A 22,290-nucleotide genomic window follows, 5' to 3' on the forward strand; every position below is an offset into this window, starting at 1 on the left:
GAACTCCAGACTCAGGACTACAGACTCTCATGGCAAATCTCCAAGGCTTTGACGCCAATCAAGTCGAACCGTCGCAAGACTTCACTCCGCTTCCCGCCGGCAGCTATGTCGCCGTGATCACAGACAGCGAAATGAAGCCGACGAAAACCGGCAACGGAAACTACCTGCAATTGACGTTTCAGATCGTGGAGGGCGAGCACGCAAACCGTCTTATCTGGGTGCGGCTCAACCTCGACAACCCCAACGCGACCGCGGTGGATATCGCCCGGCGGGAGTTGTCTTCGATCTGTCGGTCGGTCGGCGTCTTGGTGCCCACCGACTCGGCGGACCTGCATGACCTGCCGTTGGTCATTCAGGTCGGACTGAAACGTCGCAAGGACACCGACGAATTGCAAAGCGAGGTGAAGGGATACTCCAAAGTGAACGCGACCGCGGAGCCGAAACCGGCGACGCAGGTCAATGGCACCGACGCCCCTTGGAAGCGTTAGCGGTTGCCCGACGCTAGCGTTTTCAAGCCCGACAGCCGGCCGGCACGGATGCCGGTCGGCTGTTTTCATTGAATCATCCCAAGAGTCCGCATCATGTTCAAACTCAAACTTCCCTTTCCGCCGTCGGTCAACACGTACTGGCGGCACGTCGGCAACCGCGTGCTGGTCAGCAAGAAGGGCCGGCAATACCAGGCGACGGTCAGTTCGACGTTGCATCGCAAGAAGTTGAAAACGCTCGAAGGCGATTTGATCGTTGACGTTCGTTTGATCCCGCCCGATCGCCGCCGGCGCGACGTGGACAACTCAATGAAGGCGTTGTTGGATGCGATGCAATTCGGCGGCGTCTATCTGGACGACAGTCAGATCGTGCGTTTGACGATCGAGAAGCACCAACCCGAACCAGCGGATCCGCGTGCCGAAGTCGTCGTGCAGAACATTCCGGCTCCGATGGGCAAGCAAGGCTTTCGATCGTGCCTTCGTTGCGACGAAGCATTTGTCTCGACGGGACCGGGCAACCGAATTTGTGAGAGTTGCGCGTTCTTGAACGCGTTGCTTCCCGATGCGATGCCAATCGAACGCGGACAGAAGTTCCGCAACGGGGAGCCGATGCAATGAAGCTGCGTGAATACCAACAAGCCGCCGTTGATGCGGTCTACGATCACCTTCGTAACCGCGACGACAATCCGGTCGCCGTGTTGCCAACCGGTGCTGGTAAATCACTCGTGCTGGCAAAGATCGCATCCGATGCCGTTGGTCAATGGCACGGCCGCGTTCTGATTCTGGCCCACGTTAAAGAGTTGCTCGAACAGAACGCCGACAAGGTTCGCCGGTTGTGCCCCGACATCAAAGTCGGATTGTATTCGGCTGGGCTGAAGAAGCGTGATACGAACACGCCCGTGTTGGTCGCCGGCATCCAAAGCATCTATCGACGAGCGTGTGACCTCGATCCGTTTGATCTGATCGTGGTCGATGAAGCCCATTTGATCTCGAAGAAGGGCGATGGCATGTATCGGCAATTCTTGGCCGATTGCAAGATCATCAATCCCCGCGTTCGCGTCATCGGTCTAACCGCGACGCCGTTCCGCCTCGATTCAGGCATGATCTGTTCGCCGGATCATTTTCTCAACAGCATCTGCTACGAGATCGGCATCAAGGAACTGATCCGCGACGGTTACTTATGTCCTCTGGTTTCCAAGGCAGGCGTCAATCGAGCAGACTTTGGCGACCTACGTGTCCGCGCTGGCGAGTTCGTGACGGCGGATGTTGAACAACTGGCCGGCGACGACGCCCTTGTGTCCGCCGCGTGTGCCGAGATAGTCGAACTGACGGACGACCGCCAAGCCGTGTTGATCTTTGCCTCGTCGGTGTCACACGGTCGGCAAGTCGTCGAAGCGTTGCGAGATAACCACGACATCGAATGCGGATTCGTCACCGGACAAACACCGGCAGATGAACGTGACGAGTTGCTCGCTCGCTTCCGTGGCGACGCACCGACATCGCTACTGGCCGCCGAGCCGCTGCGTTTACTTTGCAATGTCAACGTCCTGACGACTGGCTTCGACGCGCCGCGTGTCGATTGCGTCGTGATGTTGCGACCAACGATGTCACCTGGACTCCTCTACCAATGCGTTGGCCGCGGCTTTCGTCTGCATCCCGACAAACAGAACTGCTTGGTCCTCGACTTCGGCGGCAACATCGAACGTCACGGACCGATCGACCAGATCAAGCCCAAGGAAAAAGCTGCTCGCCCAGGACAAGAACCGCCGGCAAAGGAATGTGAGAAGTGTCACGCCCTGGTCGCATGCGGGTATGCGATCTGTCCCGAGTGTGGAAACCCGTTCCCACCACCTGAACGCGAAGCTCACCATTCTCAAGCAAGCGAAGCCGGTGTGCTCTCCGGCGAGGTCACCGACACCGACTACGACGTCCAAGACGTGATCTATCGCATCCATCGCAAACGCAACGCCGACGAAGACGCCCCGCGATGCTTGCGAGTCGACTACATGATCGGCCTCGACAATTGGCAGAGCGAATTCATCTGCATCGAGCACGCCGGCTACGCCCGCCGCAAAGCAGAAGCTTGGTGGAGCGAACGGTGTCTGGATCCATGTCCCGAGGATGCCGACGAAGCAATGGACATCGCCGAGGCCGGACTACTGGCCAGCCCGTCTTCCATCACCGTGCGAAGCGTTAGCGGTCAAAAGTACGATCGAATCCTCAAGCAAACGCTCGGTGAGATCCCTAACGTTCCCCTCGAAGAGGCCCCGTTCTAGATGCCGAACACAAACAACTCGCCCAATCCCCGGCAGCTTGAAGCATTCCGGTTTGTCGCCGAGTGGGCTTGGGGGAATGTTGAAGTGCCGCCGGAGATTCACGATGCCGCGGCGATGGCCCTCGATAGACCCTCGCTCGCTCACGGCTTCTACACACCCAACGACCCAACCAACGAATCGTCTCCGGCGAACCTGCCGGCCAATCAGGAATAAATGGCTTGTCGCAGTCTGGTCCCATCAATGTTCGACGCGAAGTCGCCGCGCACTTGCAGCGTGGCTGGCACTGCGTGCCGCTGCGCCCGCGGTCCAAATCACCATCGCGGCGTGACTGGACCAACCTGCGATTGGCTCCTGAGGTTTTCCCCGAGAACAGCAACATCGGCATCATTCTTGGTGAACCATCCGGTTGGCTCGTAGATGTTGACCTCGATTGCCCCGAAGCGATCGAATTGGCCGACAGCTACCTGCCACTAACACCAGCCATCACCGGTCGACCATCAGCACCGCGATCACATCGTTGGTACATCGCGGTCGATGCTACGACGGAAAAGCATCAAGACCCAAACGACGGTTCGATGATCGTCGAACTGCGATCGACCGGAACGCAAACCGTCATCGGCCCGAGCATACACCCTGATGGTGAACCGTACGACGTTCTCGATGCCGAACCCGCAACCGTTCCTGCTCCCATGCTGGCCGCGTGCGTTAAAGCCCTCGCGGATGCGGTGATCACAAAACGTGGCGTAAGCTTCCAGCTTGCGAGGCCTGAACTAAGATCATCGCAAGCTGGAAGCGTACGCCACGATGACGTCGAAACCCGAGCGATCGCTTACTTGAACGCCATGCCACCAGCGATCTCCGGCAGCAGTGGTCACTCGCAAACCTTCGCTGCCGCGACCGCACTGGTTCACGGCTTCGGCATCGACCCCGATCGAGCTTTGGCGATCCTGCAAACCGATTACAACCTACGATGCTCGCCGCCGTGGTCCGATCGCGAACTGCAACACAAAATCAACCAAGCGGCAACCAAGTCCCACGATCGACCGTTCGGTTGGCTCCGCGATGACGGACCGATCGAACCTGCCGGCGAGACCGTGGATCTCAGCGGATTCATGGTGTCGCCGAAAGTCGTTGTCGTGGAGGACGACGATGAATCGGAAATCGAGGAAGTACCAAGCCCCGATGATCCCGGCGTTTTGCCCGATCGCCTCCTTCGAGTTCCCGGCTTCATCAACGAGGTCATGGATCATTGCCTCGACACGGCACCGTACCCCAACCCAGTGATGGCGTTCTGTGGTGCTTTGGCTCTGCAATGCACCCTCGCCGGACGCCGCGTTCGCGATCCCGGAGACAACCGCACCAACCTCTATCTGCTTGGGCTGGCTCATTCCGCCGCGGGCAAGGACTGGCCGCGGAAGCTAAACATCAGGATCTTGCAGAAGGTCGGCATGGCGGATTGCTCCGGCGAGCGATTTGCATCCGGTGAAGGCATCCAGGACTCGTTGCACATGACCCCGTCGATGTTGTTCCAAACCGACGAGATCGACGGGTTGCTTCAATCCATCAACAAATCACGCGACGCTCGATACGAACAAATCATGTCGACGCTGCTGACGATGTATTCATCGGCCAACAGCGTCTACCCCATGCGTCGTAAGGCCGGCAAGGACGCAGCAGGAGTGATCAACCAACCGAACCTCGTGATCTTCGGCACCGCCATTCCGAATCACTACTACGACGCTCTGTCCGAGCGAATGTTGACCAACGGTCTGTTCGCTCGAATGCTGATCTTTGAGTGCGGCAAACGCGGCAAGGGTCAAGAGCCGAAGATTCGCGACGTTCCAGATTCGATCATGGAGAACGCCGACTGGTGGGAAAACTATCGGCCGGGCGCGGGCAACCTCGTGGACTGGAACCCGACACCCACAATTGTTCCGCACGACATCGACGCCGGCCGGTTGCTGGTTGATGCCCGCATGAACGCCGAGACCGAATACGAAAAGGCCGAGGAAGCCAGCGATCCCGTTGGCACCACGGTCTGGGGACGCGTGAGCGAACAAACCCGCAAGCTCGCGTTGTTGCACGCCGTGAGTCGTCGTTGTCGCGATCCCGTGATCGACGCCGAGGCTGCTCGTTGGGCAATCGAAGTCGTCGAACACCAAACGAGGCGAATGCTGTTCATGGCTGCCGGTCACGTCGCTCGCAATGGCTTCGACGCGATGGCAAAGGAACTGGTGCGGTTCTTGAAAGCGTGGAAAACGAAACACGGCGACAAGCCAATGCCCGAATGGGAGCTGACCCGTCGGTTGCCATGGCGTCCGAGCGACCACAAGGAGGTCATCGAGTTGCTGGAGAAACAACGGCTGGTCGTTCGTGAATTGCGGCAGTCCAAAACACGTAGCGGCTTCGTGTATCGGCTACTCGAAAACGGAGGCATTTGAATACCGCATTTGCGGCACTTTGCCAAAGGCGTCGCCAAACCGAATTCATCACTGCGGTATTCGATTACCGCAGGAAATACCACAAGACCCGATTTTGACGTAAACCTAAGGGAGAAAAGACTTTGAATAGTATTAATAATAATACCTCAATACATCATACACCCCCGCGTATGCCCGCCCGCACGCGTAAGCAAGTGAGGGTCACTGAGGAATTGATGTATTGCGGTATTCAAAACCAGCCCGAACCGTCGTGCTGGGACTGCCGCTTCTTCGACACCTCGTCGCACTTGGATCGCGAACAACCGCCCGAAGAGGAATGTCAGCAAGGCGAGTGCCGACGTCACCCACCGGTGATCGACCCCGACAACCGTGAAGCCTCGGTGAACTACGCCGAGTTCCCGATCGTGATCGCGTGCGATTGGTGCGGCGAGTTCGCTCCACGCGGCGGCATGCCGGCCCACGCCCGCGACATCGAGGCCAACGCCGCCTTTGACGCGGCATCGCACGAGGACGCGACCAACGCCGCCGTGTGCGACCTCGCCGCCAACGATTAGGTACTTCCCGGCCGATGCGTTCTCTGGTCAGGGCCGCGGGAACAGCGGCCTTATTAGGCACAGTTGCGTTTGAGTGTCCGAACGAGTTTGAGACAGCAAAACAAATGAAAAATCTCTGGCAACGCAAGGCCGGCAATCTCTGCAGCCGACTCAACGCGGACCATCGCAATCACCTCCTTCTCAATGATCCGTGGAGCTATCGAGCTCACATCATCGTCCAGAGTTGGCGCATCCTCGCCAGCCAGGGAAGACTCAACCCCGACCTCGAAACGAAAACAAAGGTAACGACATGGAAGCAATCTGCGGAACGAATGAGAAACCGAATCCACAGTCGCCGGCAATCACGACTGCTCGACAAGACGACGTGGAACTACTGGGCCAACCACCTACCGCAATTCAACCGCCGTTACGTTCCGACCAGGAAACGGACGTCGGAAAACCAACCGGCAAAATCAACGTGAAGAACGTGATGCAACTTTTGGAACACCAGGGCTACCAATGTGCGTTGACCGGCCGCGTCTTGACGCCTGAGATCGCGTCGCTCGATCACATCGTGCCGGTCCGAGACGGTGGCGAGCACGTCATCGAAAACACGCAGGTTCTGCACCGGGATATCAACCGCGCAAAGTCGATTCTGTCAAACGCAGACTTCATCCAAATGTGCCGCGAAGTCGCCGCGTTTGCGATGTAGCAACCCACGTCCGTCCGAACGCATCGGATCATTACCTACCTATCTGCCTGAATTATCTACCTAACGATCTACCTACCTAGCCCTTCCGCCCGTTTTCACTCTTTGGGAAGGACGCTGCCATGCAGGTCGAAATGTGGTCGCTTGATCGAATCAAGCCTTACGAAAACAATCCTCGCATCAACGACGACGCGGTCGCCGACGTGGTGCAAAGCATCAACGAATTCGGTTTCCGACAACCGATCGTCGTCGACACCGCCGGCGTCATCATCGTCGGCCACACGCGGTTCAAGGCCGCGAAGCAACTCGCGTTGGCGGAAGTGCCGGTTCACGTCGCCAAGGACATGGAACCCGAAGCGGTCCGGGCCTACCGGATCGCAGACAATCGGACCGGCGAGAACGCGGAGTGGGACTACGATCTGTTGCCGCTGGAAGTCGGAGCGTTGCAAGACTCGGGTTTTGATTGCGAGCTGCTCGGTTTCGATTCCGACGAGTTGGCCGCGTTGCTCGAACCCGGCATTGGTCAGGGTTTGACTGATCCCGACGACGTGCCCGAGCCGCCCGACGAAGCGATCACCCAGCGCGGCGACATTTGGATCCTCGGTGACCACCGATTGATGTGCGGTGACTCGACCAGCGTCGAAGACCTCGATCAACTTCTGGCCGGCGCGAAGATTCAGCTTTGCAATACGGATCCGCCGTACAACGTGAAAGTCGAACCGCGTAGCAAGAACGCGATCGCTGCCGGCAACAGTTCCTTCGAGGCCGGCAAGGGCAAGACGAAGGAAGGTCCGAAGAAGATGCGGGCAAAGGACCGACCGCTTGAGAACGACTTCGTGTCGGACGAAGAATTCGACCGGCTGCTCAAGGCGTGGTTCAGTAACATCACCCGCGTGCTCGAACCCGGCCGGTCGTTTTACATTTGGGGCGGGTTCTCAAACATTGCCAACTATCCGCCGGTCCTCGCCGCGGCTGGTTTGTATTTTTCGCAAGCGATCATTTGGGACAAGCAACACCCAGTCATGACGCGAAAAGACTTCATGGGCGCGCACGAATGGGCGTTCTACGGCTGGAAGGAGGGGGCCGGCCACAAGTACTTCGGCCCGAATAACGCCACCGACCTTTGGCACGTCAAGAAGATCGCGCCGCAGAAACTCGAGCACCTCACCGGCAAACCCGCCGAACTCGCGGTCTTGGCGATGCAGTACTCGTCGCGCCGCGGCGAGAACGTGCTAGACCTATTCGGCGGCAGCGGTTCGACGTTGATCGGAGCCGAACAAACCGGTCGCAAAGCGTTCTTGATGGAACTCGATCCGCCGTATTGCGACGTGATCGTGGACCGCTACCAACGCTTCACCGGCAACAAAGCGATCCTCGAAAGCACCGGCGAGTCGCCGATCCCGGTCGGGGCTCGCGAGGAGAACATGCGATGAGCGCGTTCAAAGCTTTCGGTGCGTCCATTCGCCTTCGTCAAAAACGTACAGGTACGACGCACCGCAGTTCTTCGCAAAGTCAACCAGCGAATCATGCGTCGGCAATACCGAAGCCGCCGGCCCGTTGGAAAAGCGATCCGCTTCGCCAAGCTCGGAATCCAAGCTGCGAATGTCACCGCCGGCGACCAGCGTTTCCGCTTCTTCGCTGGTTTGATAGTTGGCGGCCAGCAGCCGGCCGGCGTGCTCGGGGTAGCCGTCGTAGTGAAGGTAGACCGCCAAGTAGTCGCCGCTTGGCCGGCGGACTGCGATCGTGGCTCGTGTCGACATGGTTTCAAGTCCTCATGGTGTGTCGGCCGCCGGCGGCGAAATCCGCTCGACGACATCCGGTGGAATGGAGAGCATCAATGACCGGCCGTTGTCCCAATCGACATCGACTTGCATCCAACCTCGTTGTGGATACACGCCGGCGACCGTTCCGGTGGTGCCGACGGGAATCGGGTCGGGGTCGTCGGTCATCGAAACCAGGCGGACGCGGTCGCCCGCCTTGGGGATGGTTGGCATAGCAGCGTCCTCAGTTGCGAGCGTTGTTGGTTTCGTCCACCAACGCGGCGACTTCGGAAAGCTGGGCGTTGATAAGGTTCAACGCCCGGACGTGCGTCCATCGCAGGGCTTTGTTGTCGGGTTTCAACATGCGATCGAGTTGCAATTCGATGTGTTGCAGCAGGTCGCGTGAAATTTGGTGAGCGTTGTCGTAAGCCGCGGCCGGTTCGATCGGCCGCGGGGCCAGGGTTTGAACGTTGGCGTTCTTCATCGTGTTGTTCTATATGGGAAAGAAGTCGTGAAAACCGTTTCGGTGAACACAGAGAGCCATGACGGTTTGCCGGCAGCAAGCGAAGTTCGGCAAACATTCCAAAAGAACTCGAATGTTTCTTGCCGGCAGAAAACGGCCGTGACAAATGCCGCGTGTCGGCCAACTCCGGTGCGCGGCATAGTTTGCCGCACAACGAGAAAACGCCCGACCGTGGCCAACGTCGGGCGTGAGTGGCGAAGCGTTCGCCGGTTAGAAGGAAAGTGGAACCAAGACGTGAGCGTTAGGGCCGGTTACCGCGAACTCGCGTCCGTTGGTTGTCGTGGCGAGGATGCGGTTGCCGCGGCGGGTAATCCTGACCACGGTCCCGCGTTCAAACCGGCCGGCGATCGTCCGCAATTCGTAACCCGTGTCGGCTTCCGGCTTGGCGGTTTCACCGTCAACCAAATCCTCGATTTCGCGTATGTCACCAATCGTTTTCATGGCGTCGACTTCCCTTCAAACCCGAACCGAGAACCGGCCGCGTTCGGTTTTGACAAACCGGCTTTCGTCGCCGCGTTTGAGGTCTCGCAAAATGGCCGAGTACAAAGTCGCGTGCGGCGTCTTGCCGCCAGGGCTTTCCCAGAGGTTTTGTTCCACCATGGCGGAAATCATTTCTTGCGAGTTCATCGGTTCGCCGGCGGTTTCCAAAACCTGCAACGCCGCTTTGACGCAGGAAAGCTTTTTCTCACCGCCAGCGGCCGTTTCCGTTTTCGTTTTCTTCTTCAACACCCGTTTCGTTTCGCCGGCCGGCGTGGTTGCGCGGGACGGCCCTTGAAGCCGGGCGGCGGTTTTGATGCGGACCTTTTTGTTGGTCGCCAAATTGGTCGCGTCCCAACCGCCGCTGGAATTCTCCGCGTCGATCCGGACCGTGACCTTTTTGTTGGTGACCTTCGCGAAGTACTCGCCGCCGATCTTTACGTCTGCCTTTTTCATCTTTGTCTCTCCGTTTGGTTTTGTTCGATAGAGTTGGCTGCCATCGTCAGGCCGCGGAAACCATTCGCGACGACGCCGGCCCGTTGCGGGTGGGCCGGCGTTTCGGCTTTTCAAACCCAACGCATGATCGGGGGCACCCGTCGGCGGACTGGCCGGCGAAACATGTCGTACCAGCGGTCAAACGCTTCGCTGCAATCCGACCGCTTGATACCGATCGAGTCGTACGTGACGTGTCGGTTCGGGTCACCGTGTTCGGCGTATTTCTCTTCGGTAATCAATTCCCATTCGCGGCCGTGGAAGGTGACGAAGTAGCCCTCGTCGCGTCCGTTGACCCAGACGGTGCCGGCGTAGCTTTCAACTTCAAAAGAAAAATCCATGGTTTCGTTCTCCGGTGCGTGGGTTGGTTATGTTCCGCGGTGTTGCGGTGACACACATGAGCCATGGTTTTTCAAACAGCTCAAGCGAAGTCCGGCAGCTTTTTGGAATGTTTTTCGAGGTTTTGTTTGGCCGGCGACGTTGCCGCGTGTGGCCGGCGGTTGGTCGCCGGCATGGTTTGCCCAACATGCCGGCAAGCTGGTGACACCGGCGGGCCGTGGCCGCCGGTGCCGCGTCCGTGCGGCTGGCGGTTTAAACCACCCCGCCGAGGTTGCTTTGGCGAAGCAGGTCGTACATTTGGGCGAAGATGTAGTGTTCGTCCAAAAGCGGGCCGGCCTTCGCCCCCAGGTCGGCGTCGGCCATTTCAAGGGCGTCGGCGAGCGGTTTGAGGTTGTCCGCGATCCGGTAGAAGTCTTCTCGGATACGTTGGTACGTCTCCGGGTCGAGCTTCAACATCTCGGTGCGAAGGTTGACGATCGCGGTCTTTTGGGTTTTGTTCAAAGCCATGGTTTGGTCTCTCTCGGAAAGGGTTTTGAAAATGCGTTTCGCCGTTCGGCGTTAACACACATGAGCCATGACTTTGAAAACACCTCAAGCGAGTTCGGGCAGCTTTTCGCAGCCTTTTTCCATGTTTCTGGGAAGCTGCGATAACTCGCGACACACGGGCGAATTCAGTCTTTGAAATTCTTTTGGAACTTCGCCAACAACCCGTCGACTTCGTCGTGCAGGTCATCCAGTTCACCGAATGTTTCGGCCAGCCCGCGTCGCGAAACCGCGTCGGCCAGCGGCATGTTGGCGACCGCGTCGCGTAGTTGTTCGATCAAAAGCAACGCCGAGGTTTGGGCGTAAAGAACGTCGGCGGTCGAAGGGCGGCTTTGGGTGGCGGTTGCCATGGGTGTGTCTCCGTTTGGAAGGGTTGGAAAGAACCGTTGCGGTGACACACATGAGCCATGCGTTCGCGAACGCATCAAGCGGAATCTTCCGGTGGTCGGCAATCATTCAAAAAGTGTTTCAAATGACCGTGACCGCCGGCGACCGCCGCGGTCGGCTATCGGCCAATGTCGTCGTGAAGCGTCGCGTTCAACTCCATCAGCCCGTCGTAGAACCGTTGCAGCGCCGGGTAGACGTGCTGGCCGTCTTCGGGGGCGTAGATGCCTTCGGGGTCAAAGTTGTCGACGTATTCGGTCAACTCCGAAAGCATTTCGAGCGTCGCCGCCTTCAAGCAGCAATCCGCCGCTTGGCGTTGCCGCGCCGCGTAGCGTTTTTGCATGACCTCGAGGCGGTTGGGGCGAGGGCGGCGGCCGTTGATTTGGTTTGCGGTTCGCATGGTTGTGTCTCCGTTTGTGAAAGGAATGAAAAACCGTTTCGGTTACACACATGAGCCATGAGTTTCCAAACAGCTCAAGCGAAGTGCGGCAGCAATTCGCAGGGTTTTTGAATGTTTACCGATCTCGCCGACGTGGCCGACAAATGCCGCGTGTGGCGTCGTCGAAACTTGCCGGCAACGATGCCCGAACAAGAAAACGCCGCGGCGTTGGGGCAACGTCGCGGCGTGTTAGGGATGCCGGCGTGCTATCGAAGATGCCGGTCGAATTGTTTCGCCGCTTTCCAAATCGCGTGGTGCAATTCGTCGGCCGCGAGTTTACAGATCGCTTCGGTTTCGAGGTCGCCCGGTTCGATGTCTTCCAAGTCACCAACGTCGGACGTCAGTTGCCCCAGGATGTGAAGCGTCGCGAACACGGTTTCGCCAAGCGATTCGTATTGGGGCGGGCGATCGCTGGGTTGTCCGTTTGTATTGCTCGCCGGCGTCGTGATTTCTTGCGACCTTGCGACCGTGGTGCGAGCGGCCGGAGTCGTCGCTGCGGTTCGTTGCAGTTGCGGTTCGACGGTTGCCGGCGTCGTGGCGGGCGAGGTGGGCGGTGCAACCGCGGTCGGTTGGGCGGGCGTTTCGTCTTCCGGGCCGTCGGGCATGATGACCGGCAGCGAACTTTGGCCCATGACCGCGATCGCGCTTTGCACGCGGTTGTATTCGGCCATCATCAAGTCGCGTTCCTCGCGGTCAAAGCGGCGTGCGGCGCTTTCAAGGTATTCGGACAAGTAGTACAGGTTGTCCCAAAGGTCGTCGAACGCCGATCGAATATCGCGGGCGTCACTCGGTGCCCGTCGTTCGAGATGGTTGAAGATTCGGCGGATGGTGACGTCGTTTGGGTTGGTGGTTGGGGCTGCGTTGGACATGTTTGTCTCCGTTGAGAAAGGGTTAGAAAACCGTCTTGCGGTGACACACATGAGCCATGGGTTTCTAAGCAGCTCAAGCGAAGTTCGGCAGCAATTCGCAGGGTTTTTGAATGTTTTTTGATGTCGCCGACGTGGCCGACAAACGCGACGTGTGGCGTCGTCAAAACTCGCCGGCGAACCATGCGGAAACAGAAACACGCCGCGGCGTTGGGCGAACGTCGCGGCGTGTGGCGGAGCGGCGGAGCCGACGGCGGTCAGTCGTCTTCGTCGATCAAGTACTGCAGCAATTGGCGGCGTTCAAACAATGCCGTCAGTTTCGCTTTCGCTTCGCGAGCGTGGCGGGCGTCTTGTTCGGCGAACTCGGTCCAGCCCATCGAGCACGGTTCGTCCGCGATCATCGCGTGGCATTCCTTGACCGCCGCGATCCCGCGGGCGGCCAATCGTTCGGCGGCCTTGGCGAGATCGCGTTTGGCGTCGGGAATCATCCAATCGAGTTTCGCCAGCTCGGCGCGGATGGTGGTTTCGGGCGTTTGGGTTTCGTTGGTGGTTGCCATGGTGGCGTCTCCGTTCGGGAGGGTTTTGAAAAGTCGTTTCGACGACGCACATGGAGCCATGCCGTGCGAAACACATCAAGCGAAGTTCGAGAATGATTTCACATGTTTTCAAAAAGACCGATGCCCGCCGCGATTCCGTTCGCGACAGCCGCCGGCGCGGAGGTCTTGGTTAGTTGGCGTCCGCCGGCGAGAAATGATTTTTCAATTCTTGAAGTTGTTCGCAAAGATGCTTCAGCGATCCAACGTCGTCCCATCCGATCGCCGGCCCGTCGTCGGTCGGTGCCGGCGTGTCCTCGATGCGTTGGTGCAAGTTTTCGAGAAGCGTCAACGCTCGGTCGTGGGCGGCGGTGTATTCGGCTTCGATGCGTTGGCGGTTGGTGGCGTTGGCCATGGTTGGTTCTCCGTGTTGGAAGGGAAGGTTTGGTTTCGTTCAGTCTGTGGCGATTGGCGTTTCGAGCGTGGCGACCTCGATTCGTGTTCCGTCGGCCAGCGGGATGTAGAAGCCGCCGAAGGTTGGTCGAGCGGTATCGAAAACCTCAACGCCGTTAATTCGGTCGCCGGGTTTGATCTCGTGGGCTTTGCGTTGCGTCATCGCGTTGTCTCCGTTTGCGGGAATGAAAAACCGTCGTGCGTTGACACACATGAGCCATACGGTTTCGATCCCAGCAAGCGAAGTTCGGAAAACATTCGAGATGTTTTCCGAACTTCTTTTCGCCGGCCGCGGCTAGCAATCGCGGCAGGTCTCCCAAGCCCGTTTGCTGCCGTAGCAGATCTGGCCGCCTTCGACGATGTAGACCATCGCGTCGTCGGCGACGTCCTGGTCGTCGAAGAACTCGCTGGCGTCTTCTTCGCTCGCTTCGTTCATCTCCGCGCCGCTGGTCAGGCCGGCGATGCGGTTTTCAAAGGGCCAGTTTTGCTGCGTCATCAAACGCACTTCGCAGTCGTCGCCGTGCGTTTCGCGGTACTCTTCCAAGAGCGTCATCAGTTCGGAAACCGTCATGTCTGTCTCTCCGTTTGGGTGAATGAAAAACCGTCTTGCGATGACACACATGAGCCATGCGTTTCGAGACGCAGCAAGCCGATTCCGGTTGCAATTCGCAGGGTTTTCCCATGTTTTTGGATGTCGCCGACGTGGCCGACAAACGCCGCGTGTCTGGCCGGCCGAAACAGTCGGCCCCTACCTATTACCTATGCCGTTTCGCCGCGACGTTGCACGCAGTTGGCCGACAAACCGAAGAAACGCCGCGGGGCGAGCCGCGGCGTTGGCGTTGCGGCAAGCCGCCGGCCGTTAAACCGCCCGGTCGTACTTGCGAGCCATTTCGAGAAGCTTCTTTTTGACCGGTTTCCAATCGCATGTTTGGTCGCCGGCGGTGAGTTCGCCGAATCGTTTGTTGCGAAGGTCGCCCTTGTACCAACCCTTCGTCCAACCGAGTCGGTAGAACAACCGGTTGAGTTCCGTTTCGCCCTCGCCGGCACCCGGTCGGTCCCAGCAAGATTTGGTGCCGGGCTTTTTGGCGTAGTCCCAACCCGAGCACCGTTTGCTATTCAAGGCGAGTTCAACCAAGCCGAGTACGAGTTGCAGGTAGCCGGCGATTTTGTCTTTGTTGAGGCTGCCGGCGAAGGCCCGAATCTCAATGCGGTTTTTACCGCGGGCGAGGTGCGTGAGGTTGAGTAGGTGGTAGCGATCCGATTCGCATTGGCGTTTTGCGGCGTCTTTGTTGCCGTAGTCCTTGATCCGTTTGGCCCAACGGTTTTGTTCGCGGCGGCGCGTTCCGGTCGAAGCGTAGATGGCCCGTTCGTGGTTGCCGATCAGCGAGATCAATCGGGAAAGGGCTGCGGCGTCGTTATCAAACCCAACAGTGACGTGGATTCCCGTGCTGAAATTTACTTTCCCGCCGCGGGCCGTGATCGCGTCGACCGCGGTCAAGACGCTTTGAAGTCCTTCGTACCCGCGAAGGACCGGTGAAACAAATTCGCATCCTTTGCGGTGCGCGGCGAGCGTTTGGATGCTCGAATCTCGTTCGGCTTTCCAACCCGCCGGCAGCCAGGCGACCGGCAATCCGTTGTGGTATCCGCCGATCGGCGTGGTGTCGGTGGCGGGCATGGTCGTTTCCAGTTCGATGCCGAAAGCGATGTCGTTGGCGTTCATCTTTGTCTCTCCGAAAGGCGTGTGAATTCGTTTGTCGAATGCACATGAAGCCATGCGTTTCGGGACACCTCAACTCAGTTCCGGCAGTAATGTTTCAGTAATCTCCAGCTTTCTTTTCATGGCAACACGCGGCCAGTTTTGGCCCAACGTGGCCGGCCAAAACATGCGGCCGACCATGCCAAACATGTATCCAATCGCAACGGTCGCCAACGTGTGCGGCGTGTTGCGATTCCTCTCAATGAGCCCGTCATGGAAGACAAACCGAAGTCCGCAAACCCAAATCGGTTGACGCCGGAAGATCTCGCGACGTTGCTATCGAACCGCCGGAAGAAACGCGTCGAACTCGAACACATCCAGGCCGACATCGAAGCCGGCGCACCGACGAATGCCGACGGCACCCTCAGCGTCGTCGCGTACGCCGCATGGCTCTTGCAGGAGAAACACCGTGGCGATTGATCCCTTGAAAATGCGGCCGAGCGAATGCTGCCGGACGCTCAATAGCACGCCTTTGGGAACGGTGCTGACGGATCGGCAGTTGTATCGCTACCGAACCGAAGCCGGCGTGTTGATCGGCGATGGCACGCATGTCGATCTTCTTCGGTTCACCGCTTGGCTAATCGACAAGCGTCACGCTCCGAAGCCGCCGGCCGATGCCGATCCTTATGCGAAGGTCAAAGAGTCGGCCCGCGCCCGAAACGCCGCGGTCGCTCTGGCTGGCCGCGACATTGGCGACCTACCAATGGTGGAGGATCCTGAACGCAAAGCAAGAGCCGCTGGTAGCTTCCAGTTCTTTTGCGAAGCGTATTTCAAACTGACGTTTCATCTTTCATGGTCGCCCGACCATTTGAAGGTGATGCGAAAGATCGAAGAGGCGGTCGTTCGCGGCGGATTGTTCTCGCTTGCAATGGCACGTGGCAGCGGCAAAAGCTCGCTGGCCGAGGTCGCCTGCATTTGGGCGGTGCTCAATGGCTATCGCGATTTCGTTTGTTTGATCGGAAGCGATGAAGGCCACGCCTGCGACATGCTCGATTCGATCAAGACGGAACTCGACGCGAACGAAAAACTGCTGGCCGACTATCCGGAGGTCTGCTTTCCCATTCAGGCCTTGGATGGAATCTCGAACCGAGCGAACGGCCAACTCTATCAAGGGAAGCGAACGCAGATCGGGTGGACGGCCAAAGAGGTCGTTTTGCCATCCATTGCCGACAGCAAAGCCAGCGGTGCCATCATCAAGGTTGCCGGTCTGACGGGACGCATCCGCGGAATGAAGTTCAAGCGGCCGGATGGCAAAACTGTTCGGCCTTCGTTGGTTGTGCTTGACGACCCGCAAACCGACGAGTCCGCTCGTTCGCTATCGCAATGTGCAAACCGCGAAGCAATTCTCGCCGGTGCGGTGCTGGGGCTTGCCGGCCCCGGCAAAAAGATCTCCGGCATCATGCCATGCACGGTAATTCGCCCCGGCGACATGGCCGACAGCATTCTGGATCGCGACAAACATCCCGAATGGAATGGCGAACGCACTCGAATGGTCGATTCGTTCCCGACCAACGAAACGTTGTGGGAACGCTACGCCGAGATTCGCAGCGAGGGATTCCGTGCGGGCGATGGCGGCGCGGCCGGCACCGAGTTCTACCGTCGGAACCAAATTGCGATGGATGCAGGTGCGGCTGTCTCGTGGAAGGAACGGTTCAACGAAGACGAACTGTCGGCAATTCAACATGCGATGAATCTGAAGTTGCAAGACGAGGCCGCATTCTTCGCCGAATACCAAAACGATCCGCTGCCGACCGAAACCGTCGACACCGATCAGTTAAACGCTGACCAGGTCGCCGAGAAAATCAACAACATGCCGCGGCGAACCGTCCCGATTGCCGGCAACCATCTTACCGCGTTCATTGACGTCCAAGGAAAACTGCTGTTCTACGTCATTGCCGCGTGGGAGGACGATTTCACTGGCTACGTCGTCGACTATGGAACGTATCCCGATCAACAACGAACGCACTTCACGCTCCGTGATGCCCGCCATACGCTTGCCACCGCCAGCGAAGGCACGGGACTCGAAGGCAGCATCTACGCCGGACTTGATGCTCTAACGCAGGATTTGCTCGGCCGCGAGTGGCAGCGAGACGACGGCGCAGCGATGAAGATTGGGCGTTGTCTGATCGACGCGAACTGGGGCCACTCAACCAACGTCGTCTACCAATTCTGCCGGCAAAGTCCGCACGCTTCCATCTTGCTTCCGTCGCACGGCCGCTTCGTTGGTGCGTCGTCGAACCCGTTCAGCGAATACAAACGCCGGCCGGGCGATCGCGTCGGCTTGAATTGGCGAGTGCCGTCGATCAATGGCAAGCGAGCGATCCGCCACGTGATCTACGACACGAATTGGTGGAAGTCCTTCACGCACGCCAGGCTCGCCGTTGCGATGGGTGATCGCGGCTGTCTTTCAATCTTCGGTGACCGCGCCGAGCAACATCGCATGTTCGCCGAGCAAGTCACGGCCGAGTACTTCATCAAAACCGAGGGCCGCGGCCGAACCGTGGACGAATGGAAAGCCCGACCAGAACAGCCTGATAACCACTGGCTCGATTGCCTCGTTGGATGTGCTGTCGGTGCGTCGATGCAGGGAGCGTTGTTGTTTGGAACCGACATCGAACGTGCGCCGTCGCGGAAGCGAGTCAGCTTCAAAGAACTTCAGCAACAAAGGCAGCGATAACGAGAGTTTTTGCATTTTATCGGACACGTTTTCCAAAACGCGGCATAGGTAACCTGAGAAGGACATATTTATTTCGCGAGTTACTGATGCCAGACAACCTCGAAGACGAAATTCGCGAGAACGCATCTGGCCCAGCCAAGGCGTCCGGCGATGCCGGTTCGGTTGAGCAGCACAAGCTGACCGATCAGATCGCGGCCGACAAACATCTCGCCGGCAAGAAAGCCGTTTCGAAACCTCACCGCGGACTTCGCTTTAACAAGATCGTGCCGCCTTCGGCAGGCTGATCTTTCTCCCGATTCAGAAACCAAACCACAGGGCTGCCGGGGACGGCAACAGGAACAGCACGGATGCTGAAACGTTTGTCAGGGATAATCGAGCAATTGCGCGGGCGGAGTCACCTTCCTCCGAACGCCTCTGGACGCTCGCCCCGGCAGCCCTTGTTTTCACGATTGCGAGCGAAGTACGACGCGGCGAACACAACGCTCGACAACATGAAGCACTGGTCGCGGGCCGACGGTTTGTCCGCTTCGTCCGCGAACAGTCCCGAGGTTCGTCGCACGCTCCGCAACCGTTCGCGTTACGAAGTCGCCAACAACAGTTACGCTCGCGGGATCACGCTGACGCTGGCGAACGACGTGGTCGGAACCGGTCCGCGTTTGCAAATGCTGACCGCTGATGACGCTGCGAACCGTTTTGTCGAAGCCGAGTTCTTCGCTTGGTGCGAAGCGATCGGTTTAGCGGAAAAGCTGCGAACGATGCGGCTTGCAAGAGTCGCCGATGGGGAATCGTTCGGTTTACTGACTAGCAACGAGCGACTCGATACGCCGGTCACTCTCGATCTACGTTTAATCGAAGCCGACCAGGTCGCGTCGCCAACACTCGCCAACGACTCCGCACGCTACATCGACGGCATCCGCTTCGACGCCGATGGCAACCCGACCAGCTACGACGTGCTGAAGACGCATCCTGGCGACGACTTCTTCGCGTACGAGGAAGAATACAACACGGTGCCCGCCGCCGCGGTGCTGCACTATTTCCGCTGCGATCGACCGGGTCAGATTCGAGGCGTCCCAGACATCACGCCGGCGCTGCCACTGTTCGCCCAACTTCGCCGATTCACGCTCGCGGTGCTCGCTGCCGCTGAGACCGCCGCCGAGTTCGCCGGCATCTTGTACACGGACGCACCGGCAAACGGCGAAGCCGATTCCGCCGAACCTTTCGAGCCGATCGAACTCGAGAAGCGAATGCTTCTCACCATGCCCGGTGGCTGGAAGATGGCTCAGATGAAGAGCGAACAACCGGCGACCACTTACGCCGAGTTCAAGAAAGAAATCCTCAACGAGATCGCTCGTTGTTTGAACATGCCCTTCAATGTCGCTGCTGGGAATTCATCGGGATACAACTACGCCAGCGGCCGTTTAGACCATCAAACCTACTTCAAGTCGATCCGCGTCGAGCAGACCCAACTTGCTCGCGTTGTCCTGGATCGAATCCTGACCGCTTGGCTCCGCGAAGCCATTCTCATCGAGGGCTATCTGCCCAACTCGCTTCGCACGCTCGATTCGACGTTCGAGCATCAATGGTTCTGGGATGGCCACGAGCACGTGGATCCCGCCAAAGAAGCCAACGCCCAAAAGATCCGTCTCGCCAGTCATACGACAACTCTGGCCATCGAATTCGCGCGGCAGGGGCGTGACTGGGAGACGGAACTTAAACAACGTGCGAAAGAACTCGCACTGATGCGTGACCTCGGTCTGACGATCGAGTCCGACGAATCTGATTCATCCCCCGACACCGAGGTCACGGAAGACAATGCCGAAGAGTCTCAAAGCCAACAACCCAATTGAAGCCGAAGCCGAATCGGTCCCCAGCAGCCTTCGCATCGTTTGCGACGACGCCGCAACCATTCAACTGGCAGCAGCCAAAGAAGCCGGCGACGACAAGCCGGCACTTCGCAAGTTCAGCATGACCGCCTACACCGGCGGCGCTATGCGATTGGGCGGTTGGCCTTACCCGGTTGTCGTCGATCTTGCCGGTATGCGAGTGACCCGCAAGTCCCGACCGATCCTCAAAGACCATGATCGCGGCAGCATCGTCGGACACACCGACGACATCACGATCAACGACAAATCACTCGTTGTCGCCGGCGTGATCAGTGGCGTTGGCACGACCGCTCAAGAAGTCATCGCAACGAGCGAAAACGGTTTCCCTTGGCAGGCATCCCTCGGTGCGAGTGCCGACAAGGTCGTCTTCATCCCCGAAGGCAAAACCGCTCAAGCCAACGGCCGCGAACAAAAAGGCCCGGTCTACATCGCCCGCAAGTCAACACTCGGCGAAGTCTCGTTCGTCGCGCTCGGTGCCGACGACAACACCGAAGCCCGAGTCGCCGCCGGCAACTACGCCGACGTCGAAAACCCCGGCGACGAAACCGAATACACCGATCCCGAAACCACCGACGACCTCCAACCCGTCAACGCAAGTTTGAACATGAGCACGAAACCCAAAACCGAAACGAAGCCTGCGACCAAGGAACCTTCGCCGGTTGAAGACATGCGTGCTCAAGCCGCCGCCGAATCCCGACGCATCGCCGGTATTCGCAAGCTCTGTGCCGAAAACCATCCCGACATCGAAGCCGACGCGATCGAGAAAGGCTGGTCCATCACCAAAACGGAACTCGCCGTGCTGCGAAGCGAACGCCCCAAGGCTCCCGAGCAAACGCAAAACCAACCTCGCCACTCGCGTGAAGTCCTCGAAGCCGCCGCGTGTCTCTCGGTGGGAATCGAGGAAAAGGTTCTGCTTGCCAGCTACGGCGAGAAGACACTCAACGCCGCCGACCCGTTCCGCCACATCGGTTTGCGTGAACTCGTCGCGGAGTGTGCCCGCAGCGAAGGCATCGACGTGCCGCGAGTGTTCGGCGACGGAACGGCAACCATCCGCGCCGGTTTCAGTTCCATGAGTTTGCCCAGCATCATGGAAAACGTCATGAACAAGACGTTGCTGGCGGCTTACCAAAACACACCGATCGCCGCGTTCGATCTGTGCAGCGTTGGCACCGTCACGGACTTCAAGGAAGTCGCCCGCTATCGCTTGCTCGGCACGGGAGGCTTCGAGCAAGTCGCACCTGACGGCGAACTGAAGCACGGAAAACTGTCGGAGCAAAAATACAGCAACAAGGCCGACACCTACGGTCAGATCTTGACGCTGACTCGGCATGACATCATCAACGATGATCTCTCCGCTTTCATGGACATCCCGCGTCAAATGGGACGATCGGGCGCAGAGTCCATCGACGACTTGTTCTTCACGTTGCTGCTGAAGAACGCTGGTTTCTTCTCATCGTCGAACGCCAACCTGCTGCAAGGTGCCGACACCAAGTTCGGTCCCGACGCATTGACCGTCGCCAAGACCACCTTCCGCAAACAGAAGGCTGGCCCAGGCGGCAAACCCAAGGATCAAAAGCCGATCAACATTCGGCCCGAGTACTTGGTCGTGCCGGTTGAGCTTGAGACCGAAGCCGAACTGCTCATGGGTTCGTCGCAGTTGATGATCGACGCGCAAGGGTCGCCCACCAAGATCCCGGTCGATAACCCGCACCGCAACAAGTACCGGATCATTTCGACGCCGCACCTGTCGGACTCGTATTACCCCGGTGCCAGCGCCGCCGCGTGGTATTTGTTCGCCCACCCAAACGTGCTGCCGGCATTCGAGATCGTGTTCCTCAACGGACGACGCACCCCGATCATCGAACGCGTTGAAATGCCACCGAACACGCTCGGCATGGGCTTCCGAAGTTACATCGACTTCGGCGTGAACAGCCAAGACCACCGCGCCGCCGTGAAAGTCGCCGGCGAGTGATCGCCCGCTGACCTTTGACCTTCTTCCTCAACCGTAAACACCGAGACCCATGCAAGCTCAATACATCCACGACGGCAAACAAGTCGACTTCACGCCCGACGTTGACGTGCCCGTCGGCTCACTCGTCATCCAAGGCGACCTGGTCGGCGTCACCAAACGCGATCTCAAAGCCGACACGCTCGGTTCCATCGCGGTCGAAGGCGTCTTTGATTTCCCGAAAGACCCCGCCGACGCCGAAACCTACACCGCCGGTCAAAAGGTCTACGCGACGAATGACGGCATCGTCACCGAAGTCCCCGACGGTTCAGTGTTCCTTGGCAAAGTCGTCGACGACGCCGAACCCACCGACAACGTCATCCGCGTTCGTCTGAGCCAGTGATGAACCGCCGTGAGCAATCCAATCATCGCACCCATCGGGGCGACGTTCGTCCACGAGGGCGTGGCGATCCCGATTGTCACCGAAGCTGAAATTCCGGCCGGCAACGTTGTCGTACTCGGCAAGCTGGTCGGCGTCGCTAAGTTCGGCATCTGCCCGAACTCACGCGGCAGCGTCACAGTCGCTGGCGTCTTCAATCTCGTCAAAGACCCGACGACCAACATCCCGGCCGGCACGATTCTTTACTGGTCCAAGATCAGTCACCACGTCATCAAGAACGCTTACGAGCATTCGATGATCGGCATCGCGGTTGAAGACGCACCGCCGAGCACGCTGCGAGTTCTCGTTCGTCTCAAGCAATAGGAAGTGTCGC

At 58.7% G+C, this 22,290-nt stretch carries 30 protein-coding genes and 1 other RNA gene; 15 read left to right on the plus strand and 16 right to left on the minus strand.

The window, feature by feature from the left end:
* Positions 1–29 precede the first annotated feature (29 nt).
* From SH139x_RS09050 to SH139x_RS09085, 8 genes are all read left to right on the plus strand, one after another.
* Positions 30–488, plus strand: a complete 459-nt coding sequence (locus SH139x_RS09050; protein ID WP_419187406.1) for a DUF669 domain-containing protein — start codon at positions 30–32, stop codon at positions 486–488.
* A 93-nt stretch (positions 489–581) separates the two neighbouring features.
* The gene (locus SH139x_RS09055) at positions 582–1,103 is read left to right on the plus strand and encodes a RusA family crossover junction endodeoxyribonuclease (RefSeq protein ID WP_488354948.1); all 522 of its coding nucleotides are present in this window, start codon (positions 582–584) and stop codon (positions 1,101–1,103) included.
* The gene (locus tag SH139x_RS09060) at positions 1,100–2,761 is read left to right on the plus strand and encodes a DEAD/DEAH box helicase (protein WP_488354949.1); all 1,662 of its coding nucleotides are present in this window, start codon (positions 1,100–1,102) and stop codon (positions 2,759–2,761) included. Before SH139x_RS09055 ends, SH139x_RS09060 begins: the two co-directional genes overlap by 4 nt.
* Entirely contained in the window at positions 2,762–2,974 is a 213-nt protein-coding gene (locus SH139x_RS09065) for a hypothetical protein (RefSeq protein ID WP_488354950.1), read from the plus strand.
* Between the two features lie 5 nt (positions 2,975–2,979).
* Complete coding sequence (locus tag SH139x_RS09070; protein ID WP_488354951.1) at positions 2,980–5,202, plus strand: bifunctional DNA primase/polymerase; 2,223 nt, start codon at positions 2,980–2,982, stop codon at positions 5,200–5,202.
* A 170-nt stretch (positions 5,203–5,372) separates the two neighbouring features.
* On the plus strand, positions 5,373–5,756 hold the full coding sequence (locus SH139x_RS09075; protein WP_488354952.1) for a hypothetical protein: 384 nt from the start codon (positions 5,373–5,375) through the stop codon (positions 5,754–5,756).
* Positions 5,757–6,045: 289 nt separating this feature from the next.
* A complete protein-coding gene (locus SH139x_RS09080) occupies positions 6,046–6,447 on the plus strand; it encodes an HNH endonuclease (protein ID WP_488354953.1) in 402 nt (133 codons plus the stop codon).
* Between the two features lie 119 nt (positions 6,448–6,566).
* Complete coding sequence (locus SH139x_RS09085) at positions 6,567–7,877, plus strand: DNA modification methylase (protein WP_488354954.1); 1,311 nt, start codon at positions 6,567–6,569, stop codon at positions 7,875–7,877.
* A gap of 6 nt (positions 7,878–7,883) precedes the next feature.
* On the opposite strand, the gene SH139x_RS09090 is transcribed toward SH139x_RS09085, so the two are convergent.
* The 16 genes from SH139x_RS09090 to SH139x_RS09165 all read right to left on the minus strand — a co-directional run bounded on the left by SH139x_RS09090 (position 7,884) and on the right by SH139x_RS09165 (position 14,973).
* A complete protein-coding gene (locus SH139x_RS09090) occupies positions 7,884–8,204 on the minus strand; it encodes a hypothetical protein (protein WP_488354955.1) in 321 nt (106 codons plus the stop codon).
* A 12-nt stretch (positions 8,205–8,216) separates the two neighbouring features.
* Positions 8,217–8,438 (minus strand): DUF4314 domain-containing protein, encoded by a 222-nt coding sequence (locus SH139x_RS09095; protein WP_488354956.1) that lies wholly within the window; start codon positions 8,436–8,438, stop codon positions 8,217–8,219.
* Between the two features lie 10 nt (positions 8,439–8,448).
* Positions 8,449–8,688: a hypothetical protein gene (locus tag SH139x_RS09100; protein ID WP_068258913.1), complete on the minus strand. Its 240-nt coding sequence runs from the start codon at positions 8,686–8,688 to the stop codon at positions 8,449–8,451.
* A 249-nt stretch (positions 8,689–8,937) separates the two neighbouring features.
* Positions 8,938–9,168, minus strand: coding sequence for a hypothetical protein (locus SH139x_RS09105; protein ID WP_488354957.1), 231 nt, complete (start codon positions 9,166–9,168; stop codon positions 8,938–8,940).
* A gap of 15 nt (positions 9,169–9,183) precedes the next feature.
* Positions 9,184–9,660: a winged helix-turn-helix domain-containing protein gene (locus tag SH139x_RS09110; RefSeq protein ID WP_488354958.1), complete on the minus strand. Its 477-nt coding sequence runs from the start codon at positions 9,658–9,660 to the stop codon at positions 9,184–9,186.
* A gap of 31 nt (positions 9,661–9,691) precedes the next feature.
* Positions 9,692–9,768, minus strand: an RNA gene (locus tag SH139x_RS09115) — hammerhead ribozyme type II.
* 2 nt (positions 9,769–9,770) lie between these two features.
* Positions 9,771–10,037 carry a hypothetical protein gene (locus SH139x_RS09120; protein ID WP_145273575.1) on the minus strand — a complete coding sequence of 89 codons (267 nt, stop codon included), beginning with the start codon at positions 10,035–10,037 and terminating at the stop codon, positions 9,771–9,773.
* Positions 10,038–10,287: 250 nt separating this feature from the next.
* A complete protein-coding gene (locus SH139x_RS09125; protein WP_488354959.1) occupies positions 10,288–10,542 on the minus strand; it encodes a hypothetical protein in 255 nt (84 codons plus the stop codon).
* Positions 10,543–10,706: 164 nt separating this feature from the next.
* On the minus strand, positions 10,707–10,928 hold the full coding sequence (locus SH139x_RS09130; protein ID WP_146516172.1) for a hypothetical protein: 222 nt from the start codon (positions 10,926–10,928) through the stop codon (positions 10,707–10,709).
* A 155-nt stretch (positions 10,929–11,083) separates the two neighbouring features.
* Positions 11,084–11,362, minus strand: coding sequence for a hypothetical protein (locus SH139x_RS09135; RefSeq protein WP_488354960.1), 279 nt, complete (start codon positions 11,360–11,362; stop codon positions 11,084–11,086).
* Positions 11,363–11,607: 245 nt separating this feature from the next.
* Positions 11,608–12,270 (minus strand): hypothetical protein, encoded by a 663-nt coding sequence (locus SH139x_RS09140; protein ID WP_488354961.1) that lies wholly within the window; start codon positions 12,268–12,270, stop codon positions 11,608–11,610.
* A gap of 254 nt (positions 12,271–12,524) precedes the next feature.
* Positions 12,525–12,824, minus strand: a complete 300-nt coding sequence (locus SH139x_RS09145) for a hypothetical protein (protein WP_488354962.1) — start codon at positions 12,822–12,824, stop codon at positions 12,525–12,527.
* A gap of 169 nt (positions 12,825–12,993) precedes the next feature.
* Positions 12,994–13,215, minus strand: coding sequence for a hypothetical protein (locus SH139x_RS09150; RefSeq protein ID WP_488354963.1), 222 nt, complete (start codon positions 13,213–13,215; stop codon positions 12,994–12,996).
* Between the two features lie 39 nt (positions 13,216–13,254).
* Positions 13,255–13,416: a hypothetical protein gene (locus tag SH139x_RS09155; RefSeq protein ID WP_488354964.1), complete on the minus strand. Its 162-nt coding sequence runs from the start codon at positions 13,414–13,416 to the stop codon at positions 13,255–13,257.
* 132 nt (positions 13,417–13,548) lie between these two features.
* Complete coding sequence (locus SH139x_RS09160) at positions 13,549–13,824, minus strand: hypothetical protein (RefSeq protein WP_145273592.1); 276 nt, start codon at positions 13,822–13,824, stop codon at positions 13,549–13,551.
* 288 nt (positions 13,825–14,112) lie between these two features.
* Positions 14,113–14,973: an amidoligase family protein gene (locus SH139x_RS09165; protein WP_488354965.1), complete on the minus strand. Its 861-nt coding sequence runs from the start codon at positions 14,971–14,973 to the stop codon at positions 14,113–14,115.
* 249 nt (positions 14,974–15,222) lie between these two features.
* Between SH139x_RS09165 and SH139x_RS09170 the strand changes: the two genes are divergently transcribed.
* From SH139x_RS09170 to SH139x_RS09200, 7 genes are all read left to right on the plus strand, one after another.
* Complete coding sequence (locus SH139x_RS09170; protein WP_145273598.1) at positions 15,223–15,429, plus strand: hypothetical protein; 207 nt, start codon at positions 15,223–15,225, stop codon at positions 15,427–15,429.
* Positions 15,419–17,686: a terminase gpA endonuclease subunit gene (locus SH139x_RS09175; RefSeq protein WP_488354966.1), complete on the plus strand. Its 2,268-nt coding sequence runs from the start codon at positions 15,419–15,421 to the stop codon at positions 17,684–17,686. Before SH139x_RS09170 ends, SH139x_RS09175 begins: the two co-directional genes overlap by 11 nt.
* A gap of 86 nt (positions 17,687–17,772) precedes the next feature.
* Positions 17,773–17,970, plus strand: coding sequence for a hypothetical protein (locus SH139x_RS09180; RefSeq protein WP_488354967.1), 198 nt, complete (start codon positions 17,773–17,775; stop codon positions 17,968–17,970).
* Between the two features lie 63 nt (positions 17,971–18,033).
* Positions 18,034–19,533, plus strand: coding sequence for a phage portal protein (locus SH139x_RS09185; protein WP_488354968.1), 1,500 nt, complete (start codon positions 18,034–18,036; stop codon positions 19,531–19,533).
* Positions 19,499–21,541, plus strand: a complete 2,043-nt coding sequence (locus tag SH139x_RS09190; RefSeq protein WP_488354969.1) for a phage major capsid protein — start codon at positions 19,499–19,501, stop codon at positions 21,539–21,541. The genes SH139x_RS09185 and SH139x_RS09190 overlap by 35 nt, the downstream gene beginning before the upstream one ends.
* 49 nt (positions 21,542–21,590) lie before the next feature.
* Positions 21,591–21,920: a DUF2190 family protein gene (locus SH139x_RS09195; RefSeq protein ID WP_488354970.1), complete on the plus strand. Its 330-nt coding sequence runs from the start codon at positions 21,591–21,593 to the stop codon at positions 21,918–21,920.
* 9 nt (positions 21,921–21,929) lie between these two features.
* A complete protein-coding gene (locus SH139x_RS09200; RefSeq protein WP_488354971.1) occupies positions 21,930–22,280 on the plus strand; it encodes a DUF2190 family protein in 351 nt (116 codons plus the stop codon).
* Positions 22,281–22,290: the final 10 nt, after the last annotated feature.

Origin of the sequence: Kothea flammea (genome assembly GCF_052161645.1) — a bacterium.
In the GTDB taxonomy this organism is placed as follows: domain Bacteria; phylum Planctomycetota; class Planctomycetia; order Pirellulales; family Pirellulaceae; genus Laterigemmans.

Bases quoted from the DNA above. Each gene is read 5' to 3' on its own strand.
- SH139x_RS09190 (WP_488354969.1), top strand. From the start codon at position 19,499: ATGCCGAAGAGTCTCAAAGCCAACAACCCAATTGAAGCCGAAGCCGAA.
- SH139x_RS09150 (WP_488354963.1), bottom strand. From the start codon at position 13,215: ATGGCCAACGCCACCAACCGCCAACGCATCGAAGCCGAATACACCGCC.
- SH139x_RS09135 (WP_488354960.1), bottom strand. From the start codon at position 11,362: ATGCGAACCGCAAACCAAATCAACGGCCGCCGCCCTCGCCCCAACCGC.
- SH139x_RS09145 (WP_488354962.1), bottom strand. From the start codon at position 12,824: ATGGCAACCACCAACGAAACCCAAACGCCCGAAACCACCATCCGCGCC.
- SH139x_RS09075 (WP_488354952.1), top strand. From the start codon at position 5,373: ATGCCCGCCCGCACGCGTAAGCAAGTGAGGGTCACTGAGGAATTGATG.
- SH139x_RS09195 (WP_488354970.1), top strand. From the start codon at position 21,591: ATGCAAGCTCAATACATCCACGACGGCAAACAAGTCGACTTCACGCCC.
- SH139x_RS09095 (WP_488354956.1), bottom strand. From the start codon at position 8,438: ATGCCAACCATCCCCAAGGCGGGCGACCGCGTCCGCCTGGTTTCGATG.
- SH139x_RS09050 (WP_419187406.1), top strand. From the start codon at position 30: ATGGCAAATCTCCAAGGCTTTGACGCCAATCAAGTCGAACCGTCGCAA.
- SH139x_RS09065 (WP_488354950.1), top strand. From the start codon at position 2,762: ATGCCGAACACAAACAACTCGCCCAATCCCCGGCAGCTTGAAGCATTC.
- SH139x_RS09105 (WP_488354957.1), bottom strand. From the start codon at position 9,168: ATGAAAACGATTGGTGACATACGCGAAATCGAGGATTTGGTTGACGGT.
- SH139x_RS09185 (WP_488354968.1), top strand. From the start codon at position 18,034: ATGCTGAAACGTTTGTCAGGGATAATCGAGCAATTGCGCGGGCGGAGT.
- SH139x_RS09120 (WP_145273575.1), bottom strand. From the start codon at position 10,037: ATGGATTTTTCTTTTGAAGTTGAAAGCTACGCCGGCACCGTCTGGGTC.
- SH139x_RS09155 (WP_488354964.1), bottom strand. From the start codon at position 13,416: ATGACGCAACGCAAAGCCCACGAGATCAAACCCGGCGACCGAATTAAC.
- SH139x_RS09110 (WP_488354958.1), bottom strand. From the start codon at position 9,660: ATGAAAAAGGCAGACGTAAAGATCGGCGGCGAGTACTTCGCGAAGGTC.
- SH139x_RS09055 (WP_488354948.1), top strand. From the start codon at position 582: ATGTTCAAACTCAAACTTCCCTTTCCGCCGTCGGTCAACACGTACTGG.
- SH139x_RS09165 (WP_488354965.1), bottom strand. From the start codon at position 14,973: ATGAACGCCAACGACATCGCTTTCGGCATCGAACTGGAAACGACCATG.
- SH139x_RS09085 (WP_488354954.1), top strand. From the start codon at position 6,567: ATGCAGGTCGAAATGTGGTCGCTTGATCGAATCAAGCCTTACGAAAAC.
- SH139x_RS09090 (WP_488354955.1), bottom strand. From the start codon at position 8,204: ATGTCGACACGAGCCACGATCGCAGTCCGCCGGCCAAGCGGCGACTAC.
- SH139x_RS09170 (WP_145273598.1), top strand. From the start codon at position 15,223: ATGGAAGACAAACCGAAGTCCGCAAACCCAAATCGGTTGACGCCGGAA.
- SH139x_RS09100 (WP_068258913.1), bottom strand. From the start codon at position 8,688: ATGAAGAACGCCAACGTTCAAACCCTGGCCCCGCGGCCGATCGAACCG.
- SH139x_RS09130 (WP_146516172.1), bottom strand. From the start codon at position 10,928: ATGGCAACCGCCACCCAAAGCCGCCCTTCGACCGCCGACGTTCTTTAC.
- SH139x_RS09180 (WP_488354967.1), top strand. From the start codon at position 17,773: ATGCCAGACAACCTCGAAGACGAAATTCGCGAGAACGCATCTGGCCCA.
- SH139x_RS09125 (WP_488354959.1), bottom strand. From the start codon at position 10,542: ATGGCTTTGAACAAAACCCAAAAGACCGCGATCGTCAACCTTCGCACC.
- SH139x_RS09160 (WP_145273592.1), bottom strand. From the start codon at position 13,824: ATGACGGTTTCCGAACTGATGACGCTCTTGGAAGAGTACCGCGAAACG.
- SH139x_RS09080 (WP_488354953.1), top strand. From the start codon at position 6,046: ATGGAAGCAATCTGCGGAACGAATGAGAAACCGAATCCACAGTCGCCG.
- SH139x_RS09140 (WP_488354961.1), bottom strand. From the start codon at position 12,270: ATGTCCAACGCAGCCCCAACCACCAACCCAAACGACGTCACCATCCGC.
- SH139x_RS09060 (WP_488354949.1), top strand. From the start codon at position 1,100: ATGAAGCTGCGTGAATACCAACAAGCCGCCGTTGATGCGGTCTACGAT.